Origin of the sequence: Nocardia sp. CA-107356 (assembly GCF_050946365.1) — a bacterium.
In the GTDB taxonomy this organism is placed as follows: Bacteria; Actinomycetota; Actinomycetes; order Mycobacteriales; family Mycobacteriaceae; genus Nocardia.
The window spans coordinates 1,869,795-1,892,171 of the sequence record NZ_CP191992.1; the positions used below are offsets into that span (position 1 = coordinate 1,869,795).

Consider the following 22,377-nt stretch of genomic DNA (forward strand, 5'->3'; position numbering starts at 1 on the left):
GTTCACTGGGGCGCTCCGGTCGGCGTCGGCGCGGCGGAACCGTTCGTCACTGCTGGCCTGCCGTCGGTCGAACCATTTGTGGCTGTACCGTTTGTCGCCGAACCGTTGGTCCCGTTCGTGCCGTGCCCAGTGGCGCCATTGCCATTGGTCGCGACGGGCAACAACCCCTCGGTGCTGCGCCCGTCCCAGTTCAGCAGGTTGACCCGCGTCGACTTCTGTTCCGGCGCGGCATCATTGGCATCGGTGAGATGAAATTTCTCCACCATCGTGTCGAACGCCGTCATACCCGGCCCGCCATCGGTATCGAGGCTGCATCCGGTGGCCAGCGAATCCAGTTCGTGCGCCTGGGAAGTCGCGCCCTGTGGAATCACATACCGGTGTTCGTATTTCGCGATGGCGAGCAGCCGGTACATCGCCTCGATCTCCTCGGGCCCCAACCGCACCGACGGCGCGATCGAAGGATCCGGCTCCATACCGAGATTCACCGACCGCATGAACGACCGCATGGCGGCCAGCCGCTGCAGCGCGGCGCGTACCGGTCCGATCTCACCGGCGGTGAACAACTCGGCCAGGTACTCGATCGGAATGCGCAGTGCATCGATGGCGCCGAACAGATTCGACGCGTCCTCGGCATCGTGTCCGGTCTCCGACAGCACATCCACCACCGGCGACAGCGGCGGCACGTACCAAACCATCGGCATGGTGCGGTATTCCGGATGCAGCGGCAGCGCGATCTGGTAGTCGACGATCAACTTGTAGACCGGCGAGTTCTGCGCGGCCTCGATCCACTCCGGCGAGATCCCGGCGCGTTCGGCCTGCGCGATCACCCGCGGATCATGCGGATTGAGGAACACCCCGAGCTGTGACGGATACAGATCCTCGGTGTCGGTGACCGAGGCCGCTGCCTGCACCGCATCCGCGTCGTAGAGCATGACGCCGATGTAGCGCAGCCGCCCGACGCAGGTTTCCGAACAGACCGTCGGAATGCCGACTTCCACGCGGGGGTAGCAGAACGTGCACTTCTCCGCCTTACCCGTCTTGTGGTTGAAATAGATCTTCTTGTACGGGCAGCCGCTGACGCACTGCCGCCAGCCGCGGCATTTGTCCTGGTCGACCAGTACGATGCCGTCCTCGGACCGCTTGTAGATCGCACCCGATGGGCACGAGGCCACACACGACGGATTGAGGCAGTGCTCGCAGATCCGCGGCAGATAGAACATGAAGGTCTGCTCGAACTCCAGCTTCACCTGATCGGAGAGCTTGGCGAGCAGTGGGTCCTTACCTACCTGCTCCGGTCCGGAGCCCAGGTCGTCATCCCAGTTGGCGCCCCAGGTGATCTTCGTATCCTGGCCGGTGATCAGCGATTTCGGCCGCGCCACCGGGCTGGTGTCCATCGCGGGCGCGGACAGCAGGTTGTCGTAGTCGTAGCTCCACGGCTCGTAGTAATCCGAGACCGTGGGCAGATCCGGATTGGCGAAGATATTGAGCAGGCGCTTGATGCGCGAACCGGACTTCAGGGTGAGCTTGCCGCGCTTGGTGAGCTTCCAGCCGCCCTTCCACTTGTCCTGATCCTGGTATCGGCGCGGATAACCCTGTCCCGGCCGGGTTTCCACATTGTTGAACCACATGTACTCGGTGCCGCCGCGGTTGGTCCACGCCTGCTTACAGGTGACACTGCAGGTGTGACAGCCGATGCACTTGTCCAGGTTCATCACCATGGCCATCTGTGCCATGACACGCATGTCAGTACTCCACTTCCTGCGAGCGACGACGAATGGTGGTGACCTCGTCGCGCTGATTTCCGGTGGGGCCGTGGTAGTTCAGTGCGAAGGACTGCTGCGCATAACCGCCGATGAGATGCGACGGCTTGATCATGATGCGGGTGAGCGCATTGTGGATGCCGCCGCGCTTACCCTTACCGGGCTGCTTGTCCGGTGCGGCCCAGTCGAATCCGTTCCCGCTGCCGTTCGCATTCGGCAGCCCCTCGATGCGCGGCACATCCACCGCCCGGTCCTGGGCGTGGTACATGAACACCGTGCCCTCGGGCATCCGGTGGCTGACGATGGCCCGCGCGACAACCACACCGTTGCGGTTGACCGCCTCGATCCAATCGTTATCCGCCACACCGATCTTCGCCGCGTCCTTATCCGACATCCAGATCGACTGCCCGCCGCGCGAGAGCGTCAGCATGTGCAGGTTGTCCTGGTACGCCGAGTGGATCGACCACTTCGAATGCGGTGTGAGGTACCGAACGGTGACGCCGTTGTCACCGACGGACCCCACCCCTGGCTCGCTGAACAGCGCGCTCATATCGAGCGGTGGCCGGAAGATCGGCAGCTGCTCTCCGAGTTCGGCCATCCAGTCGTGGTCGAGGTAGAAGTGCTGGCGCCCGGTGAGGGTGTGCCAGGGCTTGAGTCGTTCGGTATTGATGGTGAACGGGGAGTAGCGCCGTCCGCCGGTCTCGCTACCCGACCATTCCGGCGACGTGATCACCGGAACCGGCCGGGACTGGGTGTCGGCGAAGGTGATTCGCTTGCCCTCGTGCTCGGTGGCGAGATCGGCGAGCTGGGTGCCGGTGCGGCGCTCCAGCGCATGGAACCCTTCGACCGCGAGTCTGCCGTTGGTGGTGCCGGACAGCGCCAGGATGGCCTCGGCCGCGTGGGTGTCCTTGGCCAGCGACGGACGCCCCTGGGCCACACCGGAAACCACCGTGCCGTTCACACCGGCGAGGTAGGCCACCTCTTCGTTCGGATGCGTGGTGACGCCCTTGGTGGTGACGCCGAGGGTATCGATCAGCGGCCCGAGTGCGGCCATCTTCTCCGCGAGCTTGGGGTAGTCCCGCTCGACCACGACCAACTTCGGCATGGTCTTGCCCGGAATCGGTTCGCACTCACCGGTTTTCCAGTCGAGTACGCGTCCACCCGCCTGCGCGAGCGCATCGGGCGAATCGTGCTGCAGCGGTACCGCCACGATGTCCTTGCGCTTACCGAGATGCTTCTCGGCCATCCAGGAGAATCCGCGCGCGATCCGGTGGAACGCATCGAAATCCGTCTTGGCCTCCCATGGCGGGGAGATGGCAGGGGAGAACGCGTGCACGAACGGGTGCATATCGGTGGAGGACAGATCGTGCTTCTCGTACCAGGTGGCGGCGGGCAGCACGATATCGGAGAACAGCGTGGTGCTGGTCATCCGGAAGTCCAATGACAGCAGCAGATCCAGTTTGCCGGTCGGCGCGTCCTTGCGCCAGACCAACTCCTGCGGCCGCACACCCGCGACATCGGTGGTCTGCAGATTGGAATCCGCGCCGAGCAGATGCTTGTGGAAGTATTCGTTGCCCTTACCGGAGGACCCGAGCAGATTCGCCCGCCACACGGTCAGGCAGCGCGGAAAGTTCTCCGGCGCATCGGGATCCTCACAGGCGAAGCGCAGGTCCCCGGACTTCAGCCCGTCCACCACATGGTCGGGTGCCGACTTGCCCGCCGCTTCGGCCTCGTCCACCAGATCCAGCGGATTGCGGTCGAATGTCGGATAACTCGGCATCCAGCCCAGGCGACTGGCCAGCGCGATATTGTCGGCGGCGGTCCGGCCCGCGAATTTCCCACGGCCCAGCGGGGAGGCGAAGGACTGTGCGGTGAACGGGTCGTAGCGCCACTGATCATTGCTGAGGTACCAGAACACCGTGCCCTGCATCTGGCGCGGCGGTCGCTGCCAGTCCAGCCCGAAAGCCAGTGTCGACCAACCGGTTACCGGGCGGCATTTCTCTTGGCCGACGTAGTGCGCCCAGCCGCCGCCATTGACGCCCTGGCATCCGGTGAGCAGGGTCAGCGTGAAGAAGGCGCGGTAGATCTGGTCGGAGTGGAACCAGTGATTGGTGCCAGCACCCATCAGGATCATCGACCGGCCGCCGGATTTTTCGGCGTTATCGGCGAATTCGCGGGCGATACGCCGCGCCTGTACGGCGGGCACGCCGGTAATGGCCTCCTGCCAGGCCGGGGTGTAGGGCTCGCGGGCGTCGTCGTAACCGGTCGGCCAGGTCCCCGGCAGCCCGTCGCGCCCCACACCGTACTGCGCGAGCAACAGGTCGAAGACCGTGGTGACCCGCTTGCCCGCGACGGTGATCGTCGGTACACCACGCACCAGCACGCCCGCGGTATCGGTATCGAATCGCGGCAGTTGCACCGCGATCGGGCGCTGGTCGGCGCGGTCGTGCAGGGTCAGTAGCGGATCGACGCCTTCGAGATCCAGATTCCACTTGCCTTCGTCGCCCGCGGTAAAGCGGTGTCCGAGCGAGCCATTGGGCACCACCGGATTACCGGCGGCGTCGAGCAACACCATCTTGTGCTGGGCGGTCTCATCGGTATGGCCGAGGTCGGCTGCGGTGAGGAATTTGCCGGGCAGCGCGCCGTCGTGGTGGTACACACCAGCGGCGTCCCAGCCCTCCGGATCGTCTAGGCACACCAGGAAGGGCAGATCGGTGTAGCGCTTGACGTAGTCGAGGAACCGGGGCGTGCCGCGCTCGACGAAGAATTCCTTCAGGATCACATGACCCATCGACATGGCAAGGGCCGCATCGGTTCCCGGTCGCGCTGGCACCCATTCGTCCGCGAATTTGGTGTTGTCCGCGTAGTCGGGTGAGACCACGACGACCTTCTGACCGCGGTAGCGGGCCTCGGTCATATAGTGCGCGTCCGGGGTGCGGGTCACCGGGACATTCGATCCCCACATGATGAGGTAGCCCGCGTCGAACCAGTCGGCCGATTCCGGCACATCGGTCTGATCGCCGAAGACCTGCGGCGAGGCCACCGGCAGGTCGGCATACCAGTCGTAGAACGACAGCATCGAGCCGCCGAGCATGGAAATGAACCGGGCGCCGACGGCATGGCTGACCATGGACATGGCCGGAATGGGAGAGAATCCGGCCACCCGGTCCGGTCCGTACTTCTTGATCGTGTGCACGTGCGCGGCGGCGGCGATCTCGGCGGCCTCCCACCACTCGGCGCGCACGAATCCGCCCTTGCCACGCGCCGACTTGTAGCGCGCGGCCTTTTCCGGATCCTCGACGATCGATTCCCAGGCCAGCACCGGATCCTTGAGCCGATCCTTCGCCTCCCGGTACAGCTCGAGCAGCACCCCGCGCACATACGGATAGCGCACGCGCGCAGGCGAATACGTGTACCAGGAGAACGATGCCCCACGCGGGCAGCCGCGCGGTTCGTACTCGGGCTTGTCCGCGCCGACCGACGGATAGTCCGTCTGCTGCGACTCCCAGGTGATCACGCCGTCCTTGACGTAGATCTTCCAGGAGCAGGACCCGGTGCAGTTCACGCCGTGCGTGGAGCGCACCACCTTATCGTGCGACCAGCGGTCCCGGTAGAACTCGTCGGCGCTGCGCCCGCCGACCTGATGCAGGCTGCGCTGGTCGGTCGACACCTCGCCGCGGTGGAAGTATTTGCCGAGACGCAGCAGTGCATCGCTCGCGTCGGTGGATTGCCGATCGGCCGAATCGGAGGACGCGGAAGCCTGAGTGCGCGAATTAACCACGACGTCCCCTTCGAGCTGTGAAATCGGGCTGATGCACCGACTGTAAGGAGGTCGCGACGCTCGTCCAAACGATCCTCTCACAGCGCGCGCTGGCCGATCGTGAGTTGTGAGGTCGGCGCAACGTGGTGGTCACCCCGCGATTGCCGCCAAATGCCGAAGGTATCGAGGTGACCTGGGCGGATCCGCCCTGACCGGCCGAAACGCGACTCCCGGCGGGAGTTTCGGGGACTTGCCGGTGATGCTTTGGAAACCGCTGGTTCTCAGGTGGTTTACATTTGTTAACACACTTCGGGAGCCCTTCCGAGGCCGATTCCGCACCCGCGCGGGGCTGTCGACCGACCCGGCGCGCGCCATTTTCGCGACCCGCTCGGATATTCGCTACGGATTTGCCGATAGTTTCGGAGATTGCCGGATTAGCGGATTATTCTTCGGCCGAAGTCATCGAGGGAACCAACGCACGCCGGGGCGCGCGCGGCATTCGATCGACTGTCGTTGTTGCAGGCGGCGGGCGAATGCCTCAGGGCAGGTTCAGTTCGGCGAACGAGGCGATCCAATGATGCGGGGGCTGTGCGGGATTGGGCTCGCCGGGACGGTGGACACCGGTCACGGACCAGCCCGCGGCGACGGCGGCGTCGAGTTCGTCCGGATGGTCGGACAGGAACAGGATGCGGTCGGCGGGTGCGCCGATGGCGCTCGCGATCTTCGCATAGGACGCGGGTTCGCGTTTCGGACCCGCACTCGACAGGTCGAAGTAGCCGCCGATGATCGATGCCAGTTCACCGCCGCGGGCGAAGGTGAACCAATCCTGTTGGTTGCGTACCGATCCCGAGGAGTAGACGTAGAGTGCCAGGCCCGCGGCGTGCCAGGCGGTGAGGGCTGGCGCGACATCCGGGAAGAATTCGCCGTGCAGCGCACCGTTGCGGAAGCCCTCGGCGCAGATGATGCCCTGGGCGGCCTTGAGCGGTTCGGCCTTCACATCCGAGCCGAGCCAGTCGCGCAGAGTCGCGGCAACCTCATCGGTGTCGGCATCGGGGCGTTCGGTGAGGTCCCGGGTGGCCGCGATGATGGGAGCGGCGGCACCCGCACGGTTTTCGGCCAGCCACTCGGGCAGGCGCGCCCGGGTGTAGCCGTACAGGTCCTCGCGCACCGAGCTGGTCGGGCTGGTGGTGCCCTCGATATCGACGACGACGGCGGTGATCACGGGGCGATCAGCAGCTGGTCGAGGGTTGGGAAACCCGCGCTGATCGGGTCACCGGTGAAATCGCCGACCCAGCCGTCGGCCTCCTCGAAGAACCGGATGGCGATGAAGTCGGGGCGGGTGCCCATATCGAACCAGTGCAGCGTGCCAGCGGGCACCGAGAGCAGGTCGCCGCCTTCGCAGACCGCCGCCACGATCTCGTCACCGAGATGCAGGTAGAAGCAGCCGCGTCCGGCCGCGAAGAACCGCACCTCGTCCTCGGCGTGCCGGTGCTCGTTGAGGAATTTTTCCCGAGCGCCCTTGGCGATCTGCGGCCACTCCGGATTCGCGTCGTCGGGGTGGATGCGCGCGATATCGATATGCTGGTAGCGGCCGGAGGCATTGAGTTCGGCCACCCGGTCGTCATATTCGGCCAGCAGTTCGTCCGAGGACGTTTCGGTGGCGTTGTCCAGCACCGGCCAGCGGTCGAAAGCGATTCCCCTGGCGGCCAATTCGGCTGCGATCACCGCATCGTCGGTGGTGCGCAGCAGTACCTTGTCGGCATTGTCGGCGGCCATAACCTGCAGCAGCGTCATGATGTCAGTCCAATCTCGAGGATCTCGTTCGGATTGCGCCCGGCAAATGCCTGCCGTCGGCCGGTGCGGGCCACCAGCTCACATAGTGCCTCGAGGCATTCGGCGCGATCGCGTGCCTGGGAGAGATTGTCCCCCCACGTCGTGATTCCGTGCCCGACGATGCCCAATACCGGTGCCGCGGTGGGGTTCTCGCTCAGATATCGCTCGATATCGGCGCCGATGCGCGCGACGTCGGGCCAGTTCGGGAAGACGGGGAGGTCCAGAACGGTCGGGTAGGTACCGTCCGGCTCCTTGGCCACCAGGCCCTTGATGAGTTCGTAGTCCGCGATGCGCAGGGTGGTCACCGCGTCGGGGGCGCCGTAGCGGGTCGCGGCGGTCGTCGCGTACGGCGGATGGATGTGTACGACGGCCGTGGCATCCGTGGTTCGGTACACCGCGGTGTGAATCGTGGTCTCCGCCGAGGGTTTGCGCTGCTGCTCCGGCACCGGCGCGGAGTCCGCGATGCGGACGGTCACCATGTCACGCGCGGTCAGTTCACCCTTCGACAGACCACTGCCGGTGATCACCGCGGTATCGCCGGTGCGCACCGAGATATTGCCCGCCGTGCCCGGCATCCAGCCGTTGCCGTACAACTCGCGCGCGATATCGGCGATGGCCGCACCTGGATCACCTTCGGCCCCTTCGGCATTCGCACCGTGGACGACACCGAGTTCGGTGACGACCGCGGTCACCAACTCCGCTGGTGTCACATCGAAGGCCGGATTGAACGCCGCGGTATCGGTGGGAGCCGTTGCGACACCACCGAATCCGGTCACCTCCGCTGTGGCCCGCTGTTCGACGACGATATCGGCACCGGTCGCCATCTTCGGATCACGCGTCGACTCCGGCGCCACCACGATGAACGGAATGCCGTGGTGGCGGGCCGCGATCGCGAGTCCATAGGTGCCGATCTTGTTCGCGACATCACCATTGGCGGTAACCCGGTCCGCGCCGACCAGCACACAGTCGACCTGACCGGTCGCCATCGCCCAGGCCGCCGCCGAATCGATGGTGAGCCGATGCGGTATGCCCGCTTCCGCCAGCTCCCAAGCGGTCAGCCGCGCGCCCTGCAGTAGCGGGCGGGTCTCGTCGACCAGCACGTTCTCGATCGCCCCGCGCTCGGACAGCACCCGCATCGCCCCGATCGCGGTGCCGAAGGCGCTGGTCGCCAGTCGCCCCGTATTGCAGTGGGTGAGCACCCGCAGCGGCCGGTCCGGGCAGAGCCGCTGCACGAGATCGGCGGCATGCGTCGCGGCGGCCCGATTGACGCGACCGTCCTCGGCCAGCATGGCCAGGGTTTCGGCGAGCACCGCATCCGCACCGAGCGGCACCTTGGGCACCACCCGCCGCACCGCCCAGGCGAGATTGACCGCGGTGGGCCGGGCGTCGGCGATCCGCGCGGCATCCGCCTCGGCCCGCGCCACATCGACGACACCGTCGGCCGTATGCGCGGCGGTGGCGATGACGACACCGAACGCACCCGCGATCCCGATCGCGGGCGCGCCGCGGATGGCCAGCGTCTTGATCGCGTCGATGACCTCATCGACCGTGGTCAGCCGCAGCTCGCGCACCTCCTGCGGCAGTTCGCGCTGGTCGATGGTGACCAGTGCACCGTCGTCCCAGATCAGGGAACTGTCGTCCATCAGGTGCATCCTTCGGTCCGGCGGACTGGGGTGTTGTCCCTGGTCAACGGTATCGGACGGTCGGTGGCAGCCGAAATCCGGCCGCCGGTGCTCGGCGCGGTCATTGGGCGACGAATTCCGCCTCACTCGACTGTCTCGATGGTCTGCTGGGGCACCCGGATCGGGCCGGGGGTGTAGGTGATCGCGCGTAGGTCCACGGGTGTAGTGGCAGGCGCCGCGGCGTTCGCGCGGGTCCCAGGAGACCGGGCCGCGGGCGTCGACGCCGACGGCGATTCCGGTCCATGGTGATATGCCGACGAGCTGCATCTGATCGAGCAGTTGTGGGCCGGGCACGCCGTCCATCTCGATGACGTAGTCCGAGCGCAGCCGGACGAACCGTGGCGCGCACCGTGATCCGCCGCACGCCCGCCGCGAGCGGTTCGGTCGTCACCCGACCGAGATAGCGAGGCAGCCAACATCATCGCGGCAACTATCGATGACGAGCTCGTGGGGGTGGGCGCGTGGTAGATGCCATAGCTGTTGGGCCCGCATATGATTCGGCATTCCTCGCCGTAGCGCACATAGCGCCGAACGGATCGCCGTGTGTGACGGGCATGCCCTGGTCGCCGGGTCGGTGGCCGCCGAGTTCGGCCTCGATCATGAAGTCCCGGTCGGTGATCGAGCGCTGGGAGCGATGGCGCTCCAGCGTCGGTGTGCCCGGCAGCAGCCGCACCGGCGCCGCGAAGCGCGCCTCCTCGGGCCGCCGTCGCGCCAGATCGTGCCGGGTGACCAAGGGGAAAACCGTATTCACCCCAGGCGGATTCGTCCCAGGCGGCAGCGAGTTCGGCGACCTTCTCGGCGATCAGCCACGACCCCGCGGTGGTGCACCGGGTCGCCGACCGCGTCGTGGTCCTGCACCAGGGTTCCGTCGTCGAAACCGTCCCGTAGCAGAGGTATTCGCTGCGCCCCGAGCGGCCTACACCCGCCGCCGCTTCGACGCCGTGCCCACTCCCGACCCCACCCTTGCCCGCCGTGCCTCGACACTCCGGAGCTGCTGTGCCTTGGCGCGTAGCCCCATGCGGCCGAACTTCGCCGATCCGAGCCATATGGCACCCATCAGGGCCCTACGGACGACTCGATGGCCGCCCACAATGTATTTCGCATTTGCTGCGGCAAAAAACAGCGCTGCGGCGTCGCCGTCGGCGTAATTTCGAACGGGCGCGCAGTGTATTCGCGAGCACACGTCGAGCATTATCGGGGGATCGGCGGAAATGCAGTGTCGTAATTAAAGTCCCAAGCCGCTCCCGAACCGGGAAGAGTTGGAGTGGCTCTGGTACGCACAGCCGGGCCGCCGGTCCAATGCAGGATCCGGCGGCCCGTTTCAGATCAGGCTTGCCCGGGTCGGCGCTGTTCAGCGCCTCGCCGCTCCTGGCGCTGCTCATCGCCCATGCGATCGCGATCGCTCGAGCCAGATCGGTTCATACCGCTCTGGTCCTGGCGCTGCTGTTGCTGCTGCCGCTCCATCGGCTTGGGCATTTTCTTAGGCGTCTTCTTCGACTTTTCAGCCATCTCCACTCGGTCCTTTCCGAAGTGATTGGGATTCGCCTAACCATCACACAATAGCGAGCGGACATCATCGGTGGAAGGAAAAGATCAATTCTTTACATCCGCAGTGGGAGGAATTCGACCAGATCGTCGTCGGTGGCTCCGGCCGGGACGATGACCAGGCCGTCACGGTCGACGAGGCCGCCCAGATGGGTGGTGCGGATCTGGGGATCGCCGAGCCAGCCGCCGTAGGGAGCGATACGAGCCGGGACGATGCGGGTGACGGGCCCGGAGATCGCGCTCGCGTTATGCAGCGGCCCGACCGGCGGACGCAGCGGATGCCCGCCGGTCCGGCCTTCGGCCAGGGCGGGGGACAGGGCCATCAGTATGGCCAGGGCCGCGAACGGGTTGCCGGGCAGGCCGAGAATGGTTGTGCCGGTGGCCAGTTCGGCAACGATGGTGGATCCGCCGGGACGTAGGGCCAAGCGGTGCACCAGGATTCGAGCCCCCGCGCGTGCGATGGCGCCGCGCAACTGGTCCGCCGCCCCGCCACCGGTGGCGCCGACGATCACCAGCAGATCGCCATCGTCGGTGGCGCCGAGCACTTCGTCGAAGCCGCGCGGGGTATCACGCAGGTGAACGCGATCCACCGTGCGAATTCCGTACCAGGACAGTACATCCGGCAGGATGGGGCCGATCGAGTCGCGGGTCTGGCCGATCTGCAGCGGGCCGGTGCTGCGGATCTCGTCACCGGTCATGATGATCCTGGCTCGGACCGGGCCGCGCACGACCGCCTCGGTCACCTCCACACTGGCCGCTGCGGAGATCAGGGCCGCGGTGACCGCGGTGCCCTCGGGGGCGACCAGATCGCCGGAATCGCGGTCCTCGCCACGGCGGCGGATATCGTCGCGCAGCGGGGAATCCGGTCGCTGGTGCAGTGTTTCGTCCTGGTCGACCCGTGCAAATTCGTCACGGAGCACGCGTGTGGTGCCATCGGGCACATGTGCGCCGGTGGCGATCCGCACCGCCTCACCGGGCAGCAATCCGATCGGCCGCCGTCCGCCCGCGAAGCCGATATCGCGGCGCAAACGCCACGGACCATCACCGGCGACCGCGTATCCGTCCATCGCCGAGACGTCGAAGCGCGGCAGCGGTCCGACGGCGGTCAGTGGCGCGGCGAGGGTGGCGCCGCGCACGGAGTTCAGTTCGGCCCGATACTCGGTGAGTCGAGAGATAGTGGTGCGCAGGATATTCCGTGCCTCATCGAGAGGTAGCGGTGCACCGGAAGCGGTCGACGACGGTGCGGGGCGAGCGCTCGACGCGGCGCCCGTATCCCAGGCCATCCGGGCCCGCCGCACCTGCTCTTCGGTATCGCAATCGGCGATACCGGCCATGGTGACGGTGACTGTATCGGCCGGAATCAACGCCTTCATCGGCTGATTGGTCAGCGAGTCCAGCCGCTCCAGCGCGGCCGCCAGCGCCGTGCGCCGCCACACACCGATCAGATACTGGGGTCGTCCGGATTCGTCGGCCGCGAAGACCGCGTCCGCACCGGATTCGGTGCCGTACCGGATCAGTTCCATCACTGTCGATTCCGAGAGGAACGGCAGATCCGCGGCGAGCACCACCACCAGCGGTGCGGCGGTCGGGCCGAGTGCGCGCAGCCCGGCCCCCACCGCGGCGACCGGACCCGAGCCGGGCGGTACCTCTCGCACCTGAACGATGTCCGCCTGCAGTTCGTGGCGATGCGGTCCGACGACAACGGTTCGCGCACAGCGCGTCACCGCCGCGAGGGCCGCTTCGAGCATGGATCGGCCACCGATGATGATTGCGGGCTTGTCGACGCCCCCCATGCGGCTGGCCCGCCCGCCCGCCAGCACGATCGCATCAGCGGTGGTCACCGGTCGGCGCCCGGCGCGATGGCCCGCGGCATCGTGCGGCGATTCGATGCTGGGTGGTGGTTGGGCGTCGGGTGGGCAGGCATGGCCGACATGCTAATTCGTCGGCGGTACGGACCCGGGAGGGCCGGGTGCCTCGGGCGACGCGCTGGCCGTCGCAACTCCTACACCGTCGAGTAGTCGGGGGCCAGTCGGTGCAGGCAGAATTCGTTGGTCTCCGGATCGGCGAGCATCGGTCCGGGGGCGCCGCCGACCGTGTCCGGGGCGACCTGGGTGGCCCCGCGTAGCCGGGCCACTTCGGCGGCCGGATCGTCGGCGGGGAACGAGGCCAGGTCGAGACGTAGTCGATTGCGGCCGCTCTTGACGTCGGGTGTGCGGACGAATTCCAGCCAGCATCCGAGTCCGGTCGCCGAACGCAGCCCCGCCACCTGCGCGCCGCCGTGCGTGACCGGCCAGCCGGAGGCGGTGGACCAGAATTCGGCCAGTCGCACCGGGTCGTGGGTATCGACCACGATGGCGGCGACAGCGCCGGTGTCCACGTACTCCTCCCTCGGCTCGAGCACACAGAATTCATTGCCCTCGGGATCGGCGAGCACCACCCACGGCACCGTGCCCTGGCCGATATCGACGTGGCGGGCCCCCAGCGCGAGCGCGCGGTCGACCTGTACGCGCTGATGGTCCAGTGAGCGGCTGGCCAGATCCAGATGGATGCGGTTCTTACCGTCCTTGGCACGCGCCGCGGGCCGGAAGGTCAGGGCCAGATCGAGGCCGTCCGGATCGGGCGCCGCGACGTCGACCTCATCGGGGCGGTCGATGGTCACCGCCCAGCCCAGCAACGCGGCCCAGAAATCCGCGACGAAACGGGGCTGGTCTGCATCGAAGACGACACACGCCAGGCGGGTGGACATGACTCAACGGTAGCCGCCGATCGACGGCGGCGGGGCCGTTTACGGGAGCGGAAAACGCGCGGCGCGCAGGTCCACTCGACCCTCGCGGATCGCGACGCCCTCGGTGGCCAACAAGCGCAACTGGCGATCGGCCAGATGGGCGGCGGGGCGGCCACTCGCGCCGATCACCCGATGCCAGGGCAGATCCGCGGAGTCGGTGCGCATGATCCAGCCGACCGTGCGTGGGGTGGACAATCCGGCCGCCGCGGCGATATCGCCGTAGGTGACCACCCGGCCGGGCGGAATCGTCGCGACCAGCGCGCGCACCCGTTCGACCTCGGCATCGGTGGTGGCCATCGAATTCACAGTACCGATCGGATCAGCGCAGCGGTCTCGGCCGGACGGGCTTGGGCGACCATATGATCGCAGTCCCACTCGAGCATGGTCAGATGCTCGCCGAGGTGCTCGGTGAGGGCGGTACGGAACTCCGGCGTCACGAACGGCGGCACCACCTTCATGGCCTGCACCAGGACCGTCGGGAGGTCGGCGGGTGGCAGCACATAGTGCCGGGCCAGCTGGCCCCAGTAGGAATTGATGGCGGGCAGACTGATCCGCCAACCGACGCGGCCGTCGGCCGTCGGCATCAGATGTTCGGTGAGTTCGGCGTCCAGCAGGCGCGGCTCCACCTCGGCCCAGCCGGTGGCGATCTTGTCCTGACGCGCGTGCTCGACGGTGTCGTAGTCCGGTGAGGCCAGGCTCGACAGGGCGATATCCATCAAGCGCTCCGGCTCGAGCGCGACGGCCGAATCGAGCAGGATCAGCTTGCGCACAAGGTGTGGATGCTGATGGACCAGGTGCAGTGCGCAGGCTCCGCCGAACGAATGCGCGACCACCACCACGGGTTCGTCGGTCTCCGCGGCGAGCAGTTCGACCAGATCCTCGACGATGGCCTCGAAGTTCCACGGCGGCAGCGAGGGCGATTGGCCGTGTCCGCGCAGGTCGGGGGCAATGATCCGGACATCGGGCAGATATCGGGTTGCCAAATCTTCCCAGCGTTTGCCGTGACCGGTCACACCGTGCAGGGCCAGGACTTTCGGCCCATCCGCAGGTCCGTACCGATACACATGAAGAGGCGACACAGGACTCATAGTGACGTATATCGAAATCCATCGCAGACCGAGGCGTGTGTTCGACCTCACCGATGCGTGAATCGGCTGTATGGCGTGTCGGAGGTGTCTGTTGCAATAGCCGGCGTGGTGCGATCGGATAGCGCGGTGCGACTTGTTCGCCGAAATGTGGCGGCACCCCCGGCTCTGGCCTGGGGTGCCGATGTCCGCGCGCTGTTCGACGCCGCCGCCACCGTCGGCCCCATTCGACCGGGCTGGCGGCCGTGGCAGGTGCTCGGCGGTCCCGGCACCGGTAAGACCGCGCTGCTGATCGATCTGGCCGCCGCGCGCATCGCCGCGGGCGCCGATCCGGAATCGGTGCTGGTGCTGACCCATTCGAAGCAGGCGGCGAGCGCAGTGCGTGACTCGATCACCGCGCGGCTGAGCGGTCCGGACACCGTGGAGGGCGGTGTACCCGGCGCCACCAGGGAGCCGCTGGTGCGCACGCTGCACTCCTACGCATTCTCGGTATTGCGCAGACATGCCAGCGCGCACGGCAATCCGCCGCCGCGTTTGCTGACCGGTGCCGAGCAAGATGCCGTCCTGCGCGAAATGCTGCGCGGCGATCTGATCGATATCGCGGCCGGGGCGAGCGGCCTGTGGCCGGAACGGTTGCAGCCTGCACTCGGTCTCGGCGGATTCGCCGAACAGTTGCGCGATCTCATGCTGCGGGCCACCGAGCGCGGGCTCGGACCCGAGGATCTGGTGCGGCTCGGCCGCGAGCACGGTCGCCCGGAGTGGGTGGCGGCGGGTAGATTCGCGGTCCGGTACGAACAGTCGATGCTCTTGCGCTGGTCGGTCGGCGTGGAGGCGCCCGAGGCGACCGCCCCGGCATTGGATGCGGCCGAGCTCGTCGGTGCGGCATTGGACGCGCTGGCCGGTGATGCGGAGCTGCTTGCGGCCGAACGGAATCGGATCCGATACCTGCTGGTCGACGATGCGCAGCACTTGGATCCGCAGGCCGCGCTGCTGGTCGAGGTGATGGGCACCGCCGCGCACACCGCGGTCGTCGCGGGCGATCCGGATCAGGGCGTGTTCGCCTTTCGTGGTGCGGACGCGCGCTTCGTCGCCGATCTGGCGGCGCCGGAGGGACAGCGCATCATCCTGCGGGACAACCACCGATCGGGCGGTCAGGTGCAGTTGGCCGTCGCGCGGATCGCTGCGAAGTTGCCCGGCAGTGCGCCGCAACGCTTTTCGGCACCTGGTCACACCGTAGCGCCCAAGGACGACGGCACCGAGGTTCGGGTGCGGGTGCTGGCCACCCCGGCCAAGGAAGCGGCCCTGATCGCCGACCATTTGCGCCGTGCTCACCTCACCGACGGCGTGCCGTGGTCGCGGATGGCGGTGATCGTCCGCTCGGTGCCGTTGTCCCTGGCGCCACTGCGCCGCGCACTGTTGGCGGCCGGAGTACCCGTGCAACAACCCGCGCTCGCCGCGCCATTGGCCAGACGGCGCGGCGCGGCCTGGATGCTGCTCGCGCTGCGGGCGGTGCTGGCCGAGGATACGGAACGACGCGGGCGACGGCGCGCGGCCGAGGCGATGTTCTCCGCCGAAGATGCATTGGATCTGTTGGCCGGGCCGCTCGGCGGCGCCGATCAGATCACCCTGCGCCGATTGCGTCGCGGTATTCGCCGCGGTGTGTTGGATGCCGCGCGCAGTGAGATCAAGGCCGCGCCCGGACGCGCGAGTACCGTGCCCGGCGGTGAATCCGATTGGACCGCTGTGGATTTCCCATCGGACGTGGCCGGAGACTTCCCACTCGACGAGGCGGATCTCCCGCCGGACGAGGCGGGCGGTGGTAATGATGTCCGACGCAGTGTCGCGACGGCCGAACGGAATATCGGCGAGGCCGAACGGATCGCCGACGATGCGGATTGGTACGGCATCGAGCCGGAATGGAGCGGCCGCGACTCCGAATGGGAGGGCGAGCGTCCGGACGTCGATGAGTACGAATCCGACAGCGCGACACCCGAAGACGCTGTTACCGCCGAGCCGGGTCCGGAAGGTGTGGACGAGGCCGAAGGGGATGCGTCTGCCCAGCGGGTTACGGGCGTCGCCGAATCGAGTACGGACGATGCCGAACAGATCGGGCGGCGAATCGATCAGGGGGATGCGAATGCGCAACAGCCCCAACGCAACGACGCGCAAACCGGAATCGGCGGGTCCGCAAACGATCCGGCCGATACCTGGCGCGCCTATGTCGACAAATCCTCCGCGGAGGTGCTGCGGGATCTGCTGGTCGGGCGCGCGGACCGCCGCATCATGGAGCGGCTCACCGATGTCGAGGCCGCACCGCTGAAGCGGGTCTTCGACGCACTCGACCGGGCCACCAAAACCCGGCGGCGCGGTGCCGGTCTGGAGGATGTGCTCTGGTCGCTGTGGACCGGATCGCGGCTGGAGCGACGCTGGGTCGCACAGTCCGAACGCGGTGGGGCGGCGGGCATGCAGGCCGATCGCGACCTCGATGCCGCCGTCGGATTATTCGACGCCGCGGCCGCCTACGTGGACCGGCTGCCGCGCGCGAGCATCGAAGGTTTCGTCGAATACCTTGTGCAGCAGGAGATTCCACACGACACCAGATCACTGACCGCGCCGGGGGATGCGGTCGCACTGCTCAGTGCGCACGCATCGGCGGGCCGGGAGTGGGATGTGGTCGCGGTTGCCGCTGTGCAGGAAGGCATTTGGCCGAATCCGCGGCCGCGCGGCACCCTGCTGCAGACCGAGGACCTGGTCGACCTCACCGCGGGCATCATCGACGCGGGTGACGTGGTCAGCCGCGCGGCTCCGATCATGGCCGAAGAACGCAGGCTGCTGCTGGTCGCGTGCAGCCGGGCCCGGCGCTCGCTGCTGGTCACCGCCGTGGAATCGGTATCGGGTGAACGCGACCTCGTCCCGTCCCGGTTCCTCGCCGAACTCCTCGGCCACGACGATGACGGCGAACCCGGCGCGCTACCCGTCGCCGACCCGGGGCGGGCCCTGGTCATGCATGCGCTGGTGGCCGAATTGCGCGGTGTGGTCTGCGATTCCGAGGCCGAACCCGAGCGCAGGCGCCGCGCCGCACACCAACTGGCCCGGCTGGCATACGCTGGCGTGCCCGGTACACATCCGGACGACTGGTACGGCACCGCCGATCTCAGCTCATCACGGTCGCTGTGGGACGAGGACGACACCGCGGTCGCCCTGTCCCCGTCCACCGTTGAGCTGCTGCGCACCTGCCCGCTGCGTTGGGCCCTGGAACGTCACGGCGGTACCGACGGCGACAACCCACATGCCGTCAAGGGCAATTTGGTGCACACACTCGTGCAGGCGCTGGCGGGCAAGGTACCCGAATCGCAGGTCCGCGCGGCATTGGACCGGGCGTGGCAGGCCATCGATCCCGGTACCGGCTGGCATTCCCGGCAGGAGCTGCGTCGCACCGAGGCCATGTTGGCGACATTTATGGCCTGGGTGCGCAATACCCGCGGTGAGCTGACCCAGGCCGGAGTCGAGGTTCCGGTCGACTGTGTACTGCCCTCGCGCACCGAAGATGAACGCGACGTGCGGATTCGGGGCCGGGTCGATCGGCTCGAACGCGACGGCTTCGGCCGGTTCGTCATCGTCGATGTCAAGACCGGGAAGTCGCCGGTCACCAAGCAGGCCGCCGCCGACCATGCCCAACTTGCGACCTACCAGGTGGCGGCCGCCGCGGGCGCGCTCGACGTCGCCGTGGAATCCGACCGTGCGCAGGACGAATCCGACACTACCGCAGGTGAATCCGGATTCGCCGCGGCCGAACCCGGTGGCGCGCGACTGGTCTATGTTGCCAAGCCGAGCAGCAAGGAGGGTGCCACCCAACGCATGCAGCCCGCCCTCGATGCCGAGGCGCTGGAGAAGTGGCGTGGCACAATTCATGATGCCGCGGCCGCCACGCAAGGCCCGAGCTACCTCGCCATGCGCAACGATGGCTGCAGGCACTGCTCGGTGGCGGGCAGCTGCCCCGTCCAGGACACCGGAAGGCAGGTGACCGACGAGTGAGCGGCACCGTCTCGCCGAACCGGCTCGCGGAGGCGCTCGGCCTCCCGCCACCCACCGACGAGCAGGCCGCCGTGATCGCGGCCGCACCGGGGCCGACCCTGGTGGTGGCCGGTGCGGGCGCGGGCAAAACCGAGACCATGGCCGCGCGCGTGGTGTGGATGGTCGCCAACCGCCTGGTGCTGCCCGATGAGGTGCTCGGTCTGACCTTCACCCGAAAAGCCGCTCAGCAGTTGACCTCCCGCATCCGCACCCGGCTGGCCCGGCTGGCCGGTTCGCCATTGCTGCGCGAACTCGATACCGGCGGTGAGCTGCGCACTCAACTCTCCGGCGCCGAACCCGAGATCAGCACCTATCACTCGTACGCGGGGCGGCTGCTCACCCGACACGGGCTGCTGCTGCCGGTGGAACCCTCCGCGACGCTGCTGACCGAAACCCAGCTCTGGCAACTCGCGCATCAGGTGGTCCGCAATTGGGACGGCGACCTCGATACCGAACGCACCCCGGTCTCGGTCACCGAGGCGGTACTGGCCCTATCCGGTCAACTCGCCGAACACCTGGTGGAGCCCGAACAACTCGCCGAGGCCCACACCGAACTCGAAAAACTGGTGCACACGCTACCCGCGGGCCCGCGCCAACGCGGCGGACCGAGCCAGGCCCTGCAGAACATCGTCCAGGTACAGCGCGAACGCGTCGCCCTACTGCCCCTGGTCAAGCAGTTGGCCGAGGCGTTACGCCGCCGCGGCGCACTGGATTTCGGCGCGCAGATGTCGCTGGCCGCCCGCCTGGCCGCCGAACATCCGGAGGTCGCCGCCGCCGAACGCGCCCGCTTCCGCCTGGTCCTACTCGACGAATATCAGGACACCGGCCACGCCCAACGCATCCTGCTCGCATCGCTGTTCGGCGGATTGTCACCGCAGCCGCACGCCAAGCGATCGCGGTCGGATGCCGAGCACCCGGCGACCAATCGTGGCGAACAGCGACTTGCGGTGACCGCGGTCGGTGATCCGATGCAGTCGATTTACGGTTGGCGCGGCGCGTCCGCCGCCAACCTGCCGCGATTCGCCACCGACTTCCCCAGTGCCCCAGATGTTCCCGCGCCGATCCTGCCGCTGCTGACCAGCTGGCGGAACCCGCCCGAAGCGCTGGCCCTGGCAAACCTGGTCGCTGAACCATTGCGCCGCAGTGCCATCGACAGCGGCGGCGTCACCGTCGACGCACTGCGCGCGAAACCCGATGCCGCGCCGGGTGTCGTCGCACTGGCGCTCACCGAAACCGTCGCCGACGAACGGAACTGGGTGGCAGGCCGGGTCGCGGCCGAATGGGCCGCCAAGCGCGAAGCGGGGGAGCCACCGCCCACCTCGGCCGTGCTGGTGCGCCGCAATGCCGATGCCGCTCCGCTCGCGGAAGCACTACGCGAACAGGGACTTCCGGTGGAGATCGTCGGGCTCGGCGGCCTGCTCGCCACCCCGGAGGTCGCCGATATCGTCGCCACGCTGCGGCTCATCGCCGAACCCGGCGCGGGCAGCGCCGCCATGCGCATACTCACCGGCGCCCGCTGGCGCATCGGCGTCGCCGACCTCGCCGCACTCGCCCGCCGCGCCAGAGACCTGTCGATCAGCCGCCTGCACGGCAATGAAGTCAACGAGATCACCGACTCGACCGCACTGGCCGATGCGCTGCGCGAGGTGGCGCCGGAACCGGCCGAACAGGCGGGTCTGGCCGATGCGATCGCCGATCCCGGTCCGCGGGAACAGTATTCGGAATCCGGCTTTCTGCGCGTCGTCGCACTGGGCCGCGAACTCGCCGCACTGCGGGAACGCAGCGGCCAACCGCTGGCCGAACTCGTCGCGGACGTGGAACGCACCATCGGCGTCGGCGTAGAGACCCAGGCCCGCCGTGCCATGGTCGGCGCCGGTGCCGGACGCGAACATCTGGATGCCTTCGCCGAGGTGGTCGCCGGATATGCCAGCGACTCCGGTGCGTCACTCGGCGGCCTGCTCGCCTTCCTCGCCGCCGCGGAATCGGTCGAGAACGGTTTGGAACCCGGCGAAATCGAGGTTGCGCGGGATCGAGTCCAGGTACTGACCGTGCACGCGGCCAAGGGACTGGAATGGGAGATCGTCGCAGTACCGCACGTCACCCGCGGTGTCTTCCCCTCCGGCGCGGCCTCGGGCACCTGGCTCGGCGCGCTCGCCGAACTTCCCACCGCACTGCGCGGCGACCGCCAACAGGACGATGCCGCCGAGGGCGTCCCCGTCCTCGACCTGTCGGACCTCTACGACCGCGCCGACCTGGAGCGCGCGATCAAGTCCCATAAGGAATCCCTGGACCGCCGCCGCATCGACGAAGACCGCCGCCTGTTCTATGTCGCCCTCACCAGAACCGAACGGGTCCTGCTCGTCTCGGCCCACCACTGGGCTGAAACCGGCACCGCCCCAAAGGGGCCATCGGACTTTCTATTGGAACTCGAACACGCCAGCGCAGCGCCCGACAGCCCGGCCAATGGCGCGGTCACCATCGACCGCTGGGACGACGCCCCCGACATCGATGCCGTCAACCCCTTCACCGATAACCCCGCAACCGCCGAATGGCCTCGCGACCCCCTGGGCAACCGCCGCGACCCCATCGAACAGGGTGCGTCCCTGGTCCGCGCCGCCCTCGCGGACCTGTCGGCACGATCCGCCGCCGAAATCACCGCGACCGAGCGGCGGACGCGACCCGACCATTCCACTGCGCCAGTGGAATTGTCGGAACGCGAGACCATCGACATGGCACCGACTGTAGACCCACCCACCGACAACATCGCCGACCCGAAATCCGCGGCCGCCCGGCCCGAGGACCCGCCGACGCTGCCGGTCGACCCCTACGCCGAGGTGCCGCCACCCGACCTTCCCGATGCGCCCGCACCGTTCGACGGTCGCCACGAAACCGCGAGCGTCGGCGTGCCACATCCCTACGACCCGGATGAATTTCCACTGCCCCCAGACGACTTCGAACCACCTGCCGACGGTTTCGAACCGCCCTTCGACGAATTCGAACCGCCCCCGGACGAGTTCGGATCATCCACCTCCGAATCCGCACTGCCCCAGGACAATTCCGCAGGCCACACCGCCGATCCCGACGACCCCGATGGCTGGGCCGCCGACGTCGACGCCTTGCTCGCCGAATTCGAAGCCGACCAAACCATCGCGCAGGAAGTCGAACTCCCCGGCCAGATCGCCGCCACCGCCCTGGTCGAAATGCGCGCCGACCCGGCCGAACTCGCCGCCCGCCTGCGCCGCCCCCTACCGTTCCCGCCGAATCCGCTGGCCCGCCGCGGTACCGCCTTCCACGCCTGGGTACAGCGCTGGTTCGCCGCCGACCGCCTGCTCGGCTTCGACGAACTCCCCGGCGCGGACAGCAGCGCCGCCGACGCGGGTCTGGACACCGAATTGGTCACCATGCAGGAGTCCTTCCTCAACTCACCGTGGGCCCATCGCAGCCCTCTCGAGGTGGAGATCCCCTTCGAAACCTCCATCGCTGGCACGGTGATCCGCGGCCGGATGGATGCCGTCTTCGCCGAACCCGGCGGCGGCTGGATCGTGGTCGATTGGAAGACCGGCGCCGAACCAGCACCCGCCGACGAACCGGCGGTCGCCATGCAGTTGGCCGTATACCGCCTGGCCTGGGCCAGGTTGATGGCCGCGCGCGAGCACGGCACCGAGGCGCACATGCTCGAACGCATCGGCGCCGCATTCCATTACGTGCGCACCGGACGCACTATCGCGCCCGCCGCGCTACCCGGTCCGGACGAATTGGCCGAACTGATCAGAAAGGCCGCGCCGAATGATCCGCGGCCATAGATTCACCGACTGTTCGTGTGGGTGCCGAGTGCGGTTGCGGTGACCCGGTA

At 67.7% G+C, this 22,377-nt stretch carries 13 protein-coding genes; 2 read left to right on the forward strand and 11 right to left on the reverse strand.

Annotated features, from left to right (window positions below; genetic code table 11):
- Positions 1–2: 2 nt before the first annotated feature.
- The 11 genes from narH to ACQP1G_RS08695 all read right to left on the reverse strand — a co-directional run bounded on the left by narH (position 3) and on the right by ACQP1G_RS08695 (position 14,453).
- On the reverse strand, positions 3–1,742 hold the full coding sequence (gene narH / locus ACQP1G_RS08645; RefSeq protein ID WP_433200526.1) for a nitrate reductase subunit beta: 1,740 nt from the start codon (positions 1,740–1,742) through the stop codon (positions 3–5).
- Between the two features lies 1 nt (position 1,743).
- The gene (locus ACQP1G_RS08650) at positions 1,744–5,541 is read right to left on the reverse strand and encodes a nitrate reductase subunit alpha (protein WP_433200529.1); all 3,798 of its coding nucleotides are present in this window, start codon (positions 5,539–5,541) and stop codon (positions 1,744–1,746) included.
- A 517-nt stretch (positions 5,542–6,058) separates the two neighbouring features.
- Positions 6,059–6,742 carry an acireductone synthase gene (mtnC, locus tag ACQP1G_RS08655; protein ID WP_433200532.1) on the reverse strand — a complete coding sequence of 228 codons (684 nt, stop codon included), beginning with the start codon at positions 6,740–6,742 and terminating at the stop codon, positions 6,059–6,061.
- The gene (locus ACQP1G_RS08660) at positions 6,739–7,314 is read right to left on the reverse strand and encodes a 1,2-dihydroxy-3-keto-5-methylthiopentene dioxygenase (RefSeq protein WP_433200535.1); all 576 of its coding nucleotides are present in this window, start codon (positions 7,312–7,314) and stop codon (positions 6,739–6,741) included. The genes mtnC and ACQP1G_RS08660 overlap by 4 nt, the downstream gene beginning before the upstream one ends.
- Positions 7,311–8,996, reverse strand: coding sequence for an S-methyl-5-thioribose-1-phosphate isomerase (gene mtnA, locus ACQP1G_RS08665; RefSeq protein ID WP_433200538.1), 1,686 nt, complete (start codon positions 8,994–8,996; stop codon positions 7,311–7,313). Before mtnA ends, ACQP1G_RS08660 begins: the two co-directional genes overlap by 4 nt.
- A gap of 469 nt (positions 8,997–9,465) precedes the next feature.
- Positions 9,466–9,768: a hypothetical protein gene (locus tag ACQP1G_RS08670; RefSeq protein WP_433200541.1), complete on the reverse strand. Its 303-nt coding sequence runs from the start codon at positions 9,766–9,768 to the stop codon at positions 9,466–9,468.
- A gap of 593 nt (positions 9,769–10,361) precedes the next feature.
- Positions 10,362–10,544, reverse strand: coding sequence for a hypothetical protein (locus ACQP1G_RS08675; RefSeq protein WP_433200544.1), 183 nt, complete (start codon positions 10,542–10,544; stop codon positions 10,362–10,364).
- Positions 10,545–10,636: 92 nt separating this feature from the next.
- A complete protein-coding gene (locus ACQP1G_RS08680) occupies positions 10,637–12,421 on the reverse strand; it encodes an NTP transferase domain-containing protein (RefSeq protein ID WP_433200547.1) in 1,785 nt (594 codons plus the stop codon).
- Positions 12,422–12,582: 161 nt separating this feature from the next.
- Positions 12,583–13,326 carry a VOC family protein gene (locus ACQP1G_RS08685; protein ID WP_433200550.1) on the reverse strand — a complete coding sequence of 248 codons (744 nt, stop codon included), beginning with the start codon at positions 13,324–13,326 and terminating at the stop codon, positions 12,583–12,585.
- Positions 13,327–13,365: 39 nt separating this feature from the next.
- Complete coding sequence (locus ACQP1G_RS08690; RefSeq protein WP_433200553.1) at positions 13,366–13,662, reverse strand: MGMT family protein; 297 nt, start codon at positions 13,660–13,662, stop codon at positions 13,366–13,368.
- Between the two features lie 5 nt (positions 13,663–13,667).
- Entirely contained in the window at positions 13,668–14,453 is a 786-nt protein-coding gene (locus ACQP1G_RS08695; RefSeq protein WP_433200556.1) for an alpha/beta fold hydrolase, read from the reverse strand.
- 126 nt (positions 14,454–14,579) lie between these two features.
- Between ACQP1G_RS08695 and ACQP1G_RS08700 the strand changes: the two genes are divergently transcribed.
- Both ACQP1G_RS08700 and ACQP1G_RS08705 read left to right on the forward strand, forming a co-directional pair.
- Positions 14,580–18,485 (forward strand): PD-(D/E)XK nuclease family protein, encoded by a 3,906-nt coding sequence (locus ACQP1G_RS08700; protein WP_433200559.1) that lies wholly within the window; start codon positions 14,580–14,582, stop codon positions 18,483–18,485.
- Positions 18,482–22,327 (forward strand): ATP-dependent helicase, encoded by a 3,846-nt coding sequence (locus ACQP1G_RS08705; protein ID WP_433200562.1) that lies wholly within the window; start codon positions 18,482–18,484, stop codon positions 22,325–22,327. Before ACQP1G_RS08700 ends, ACQP1G_RS08705 begins: the two co-directional genes overlap by 4 nt.
- Positions 22,328–22,377: the final 50 nt, after the last annotated feature.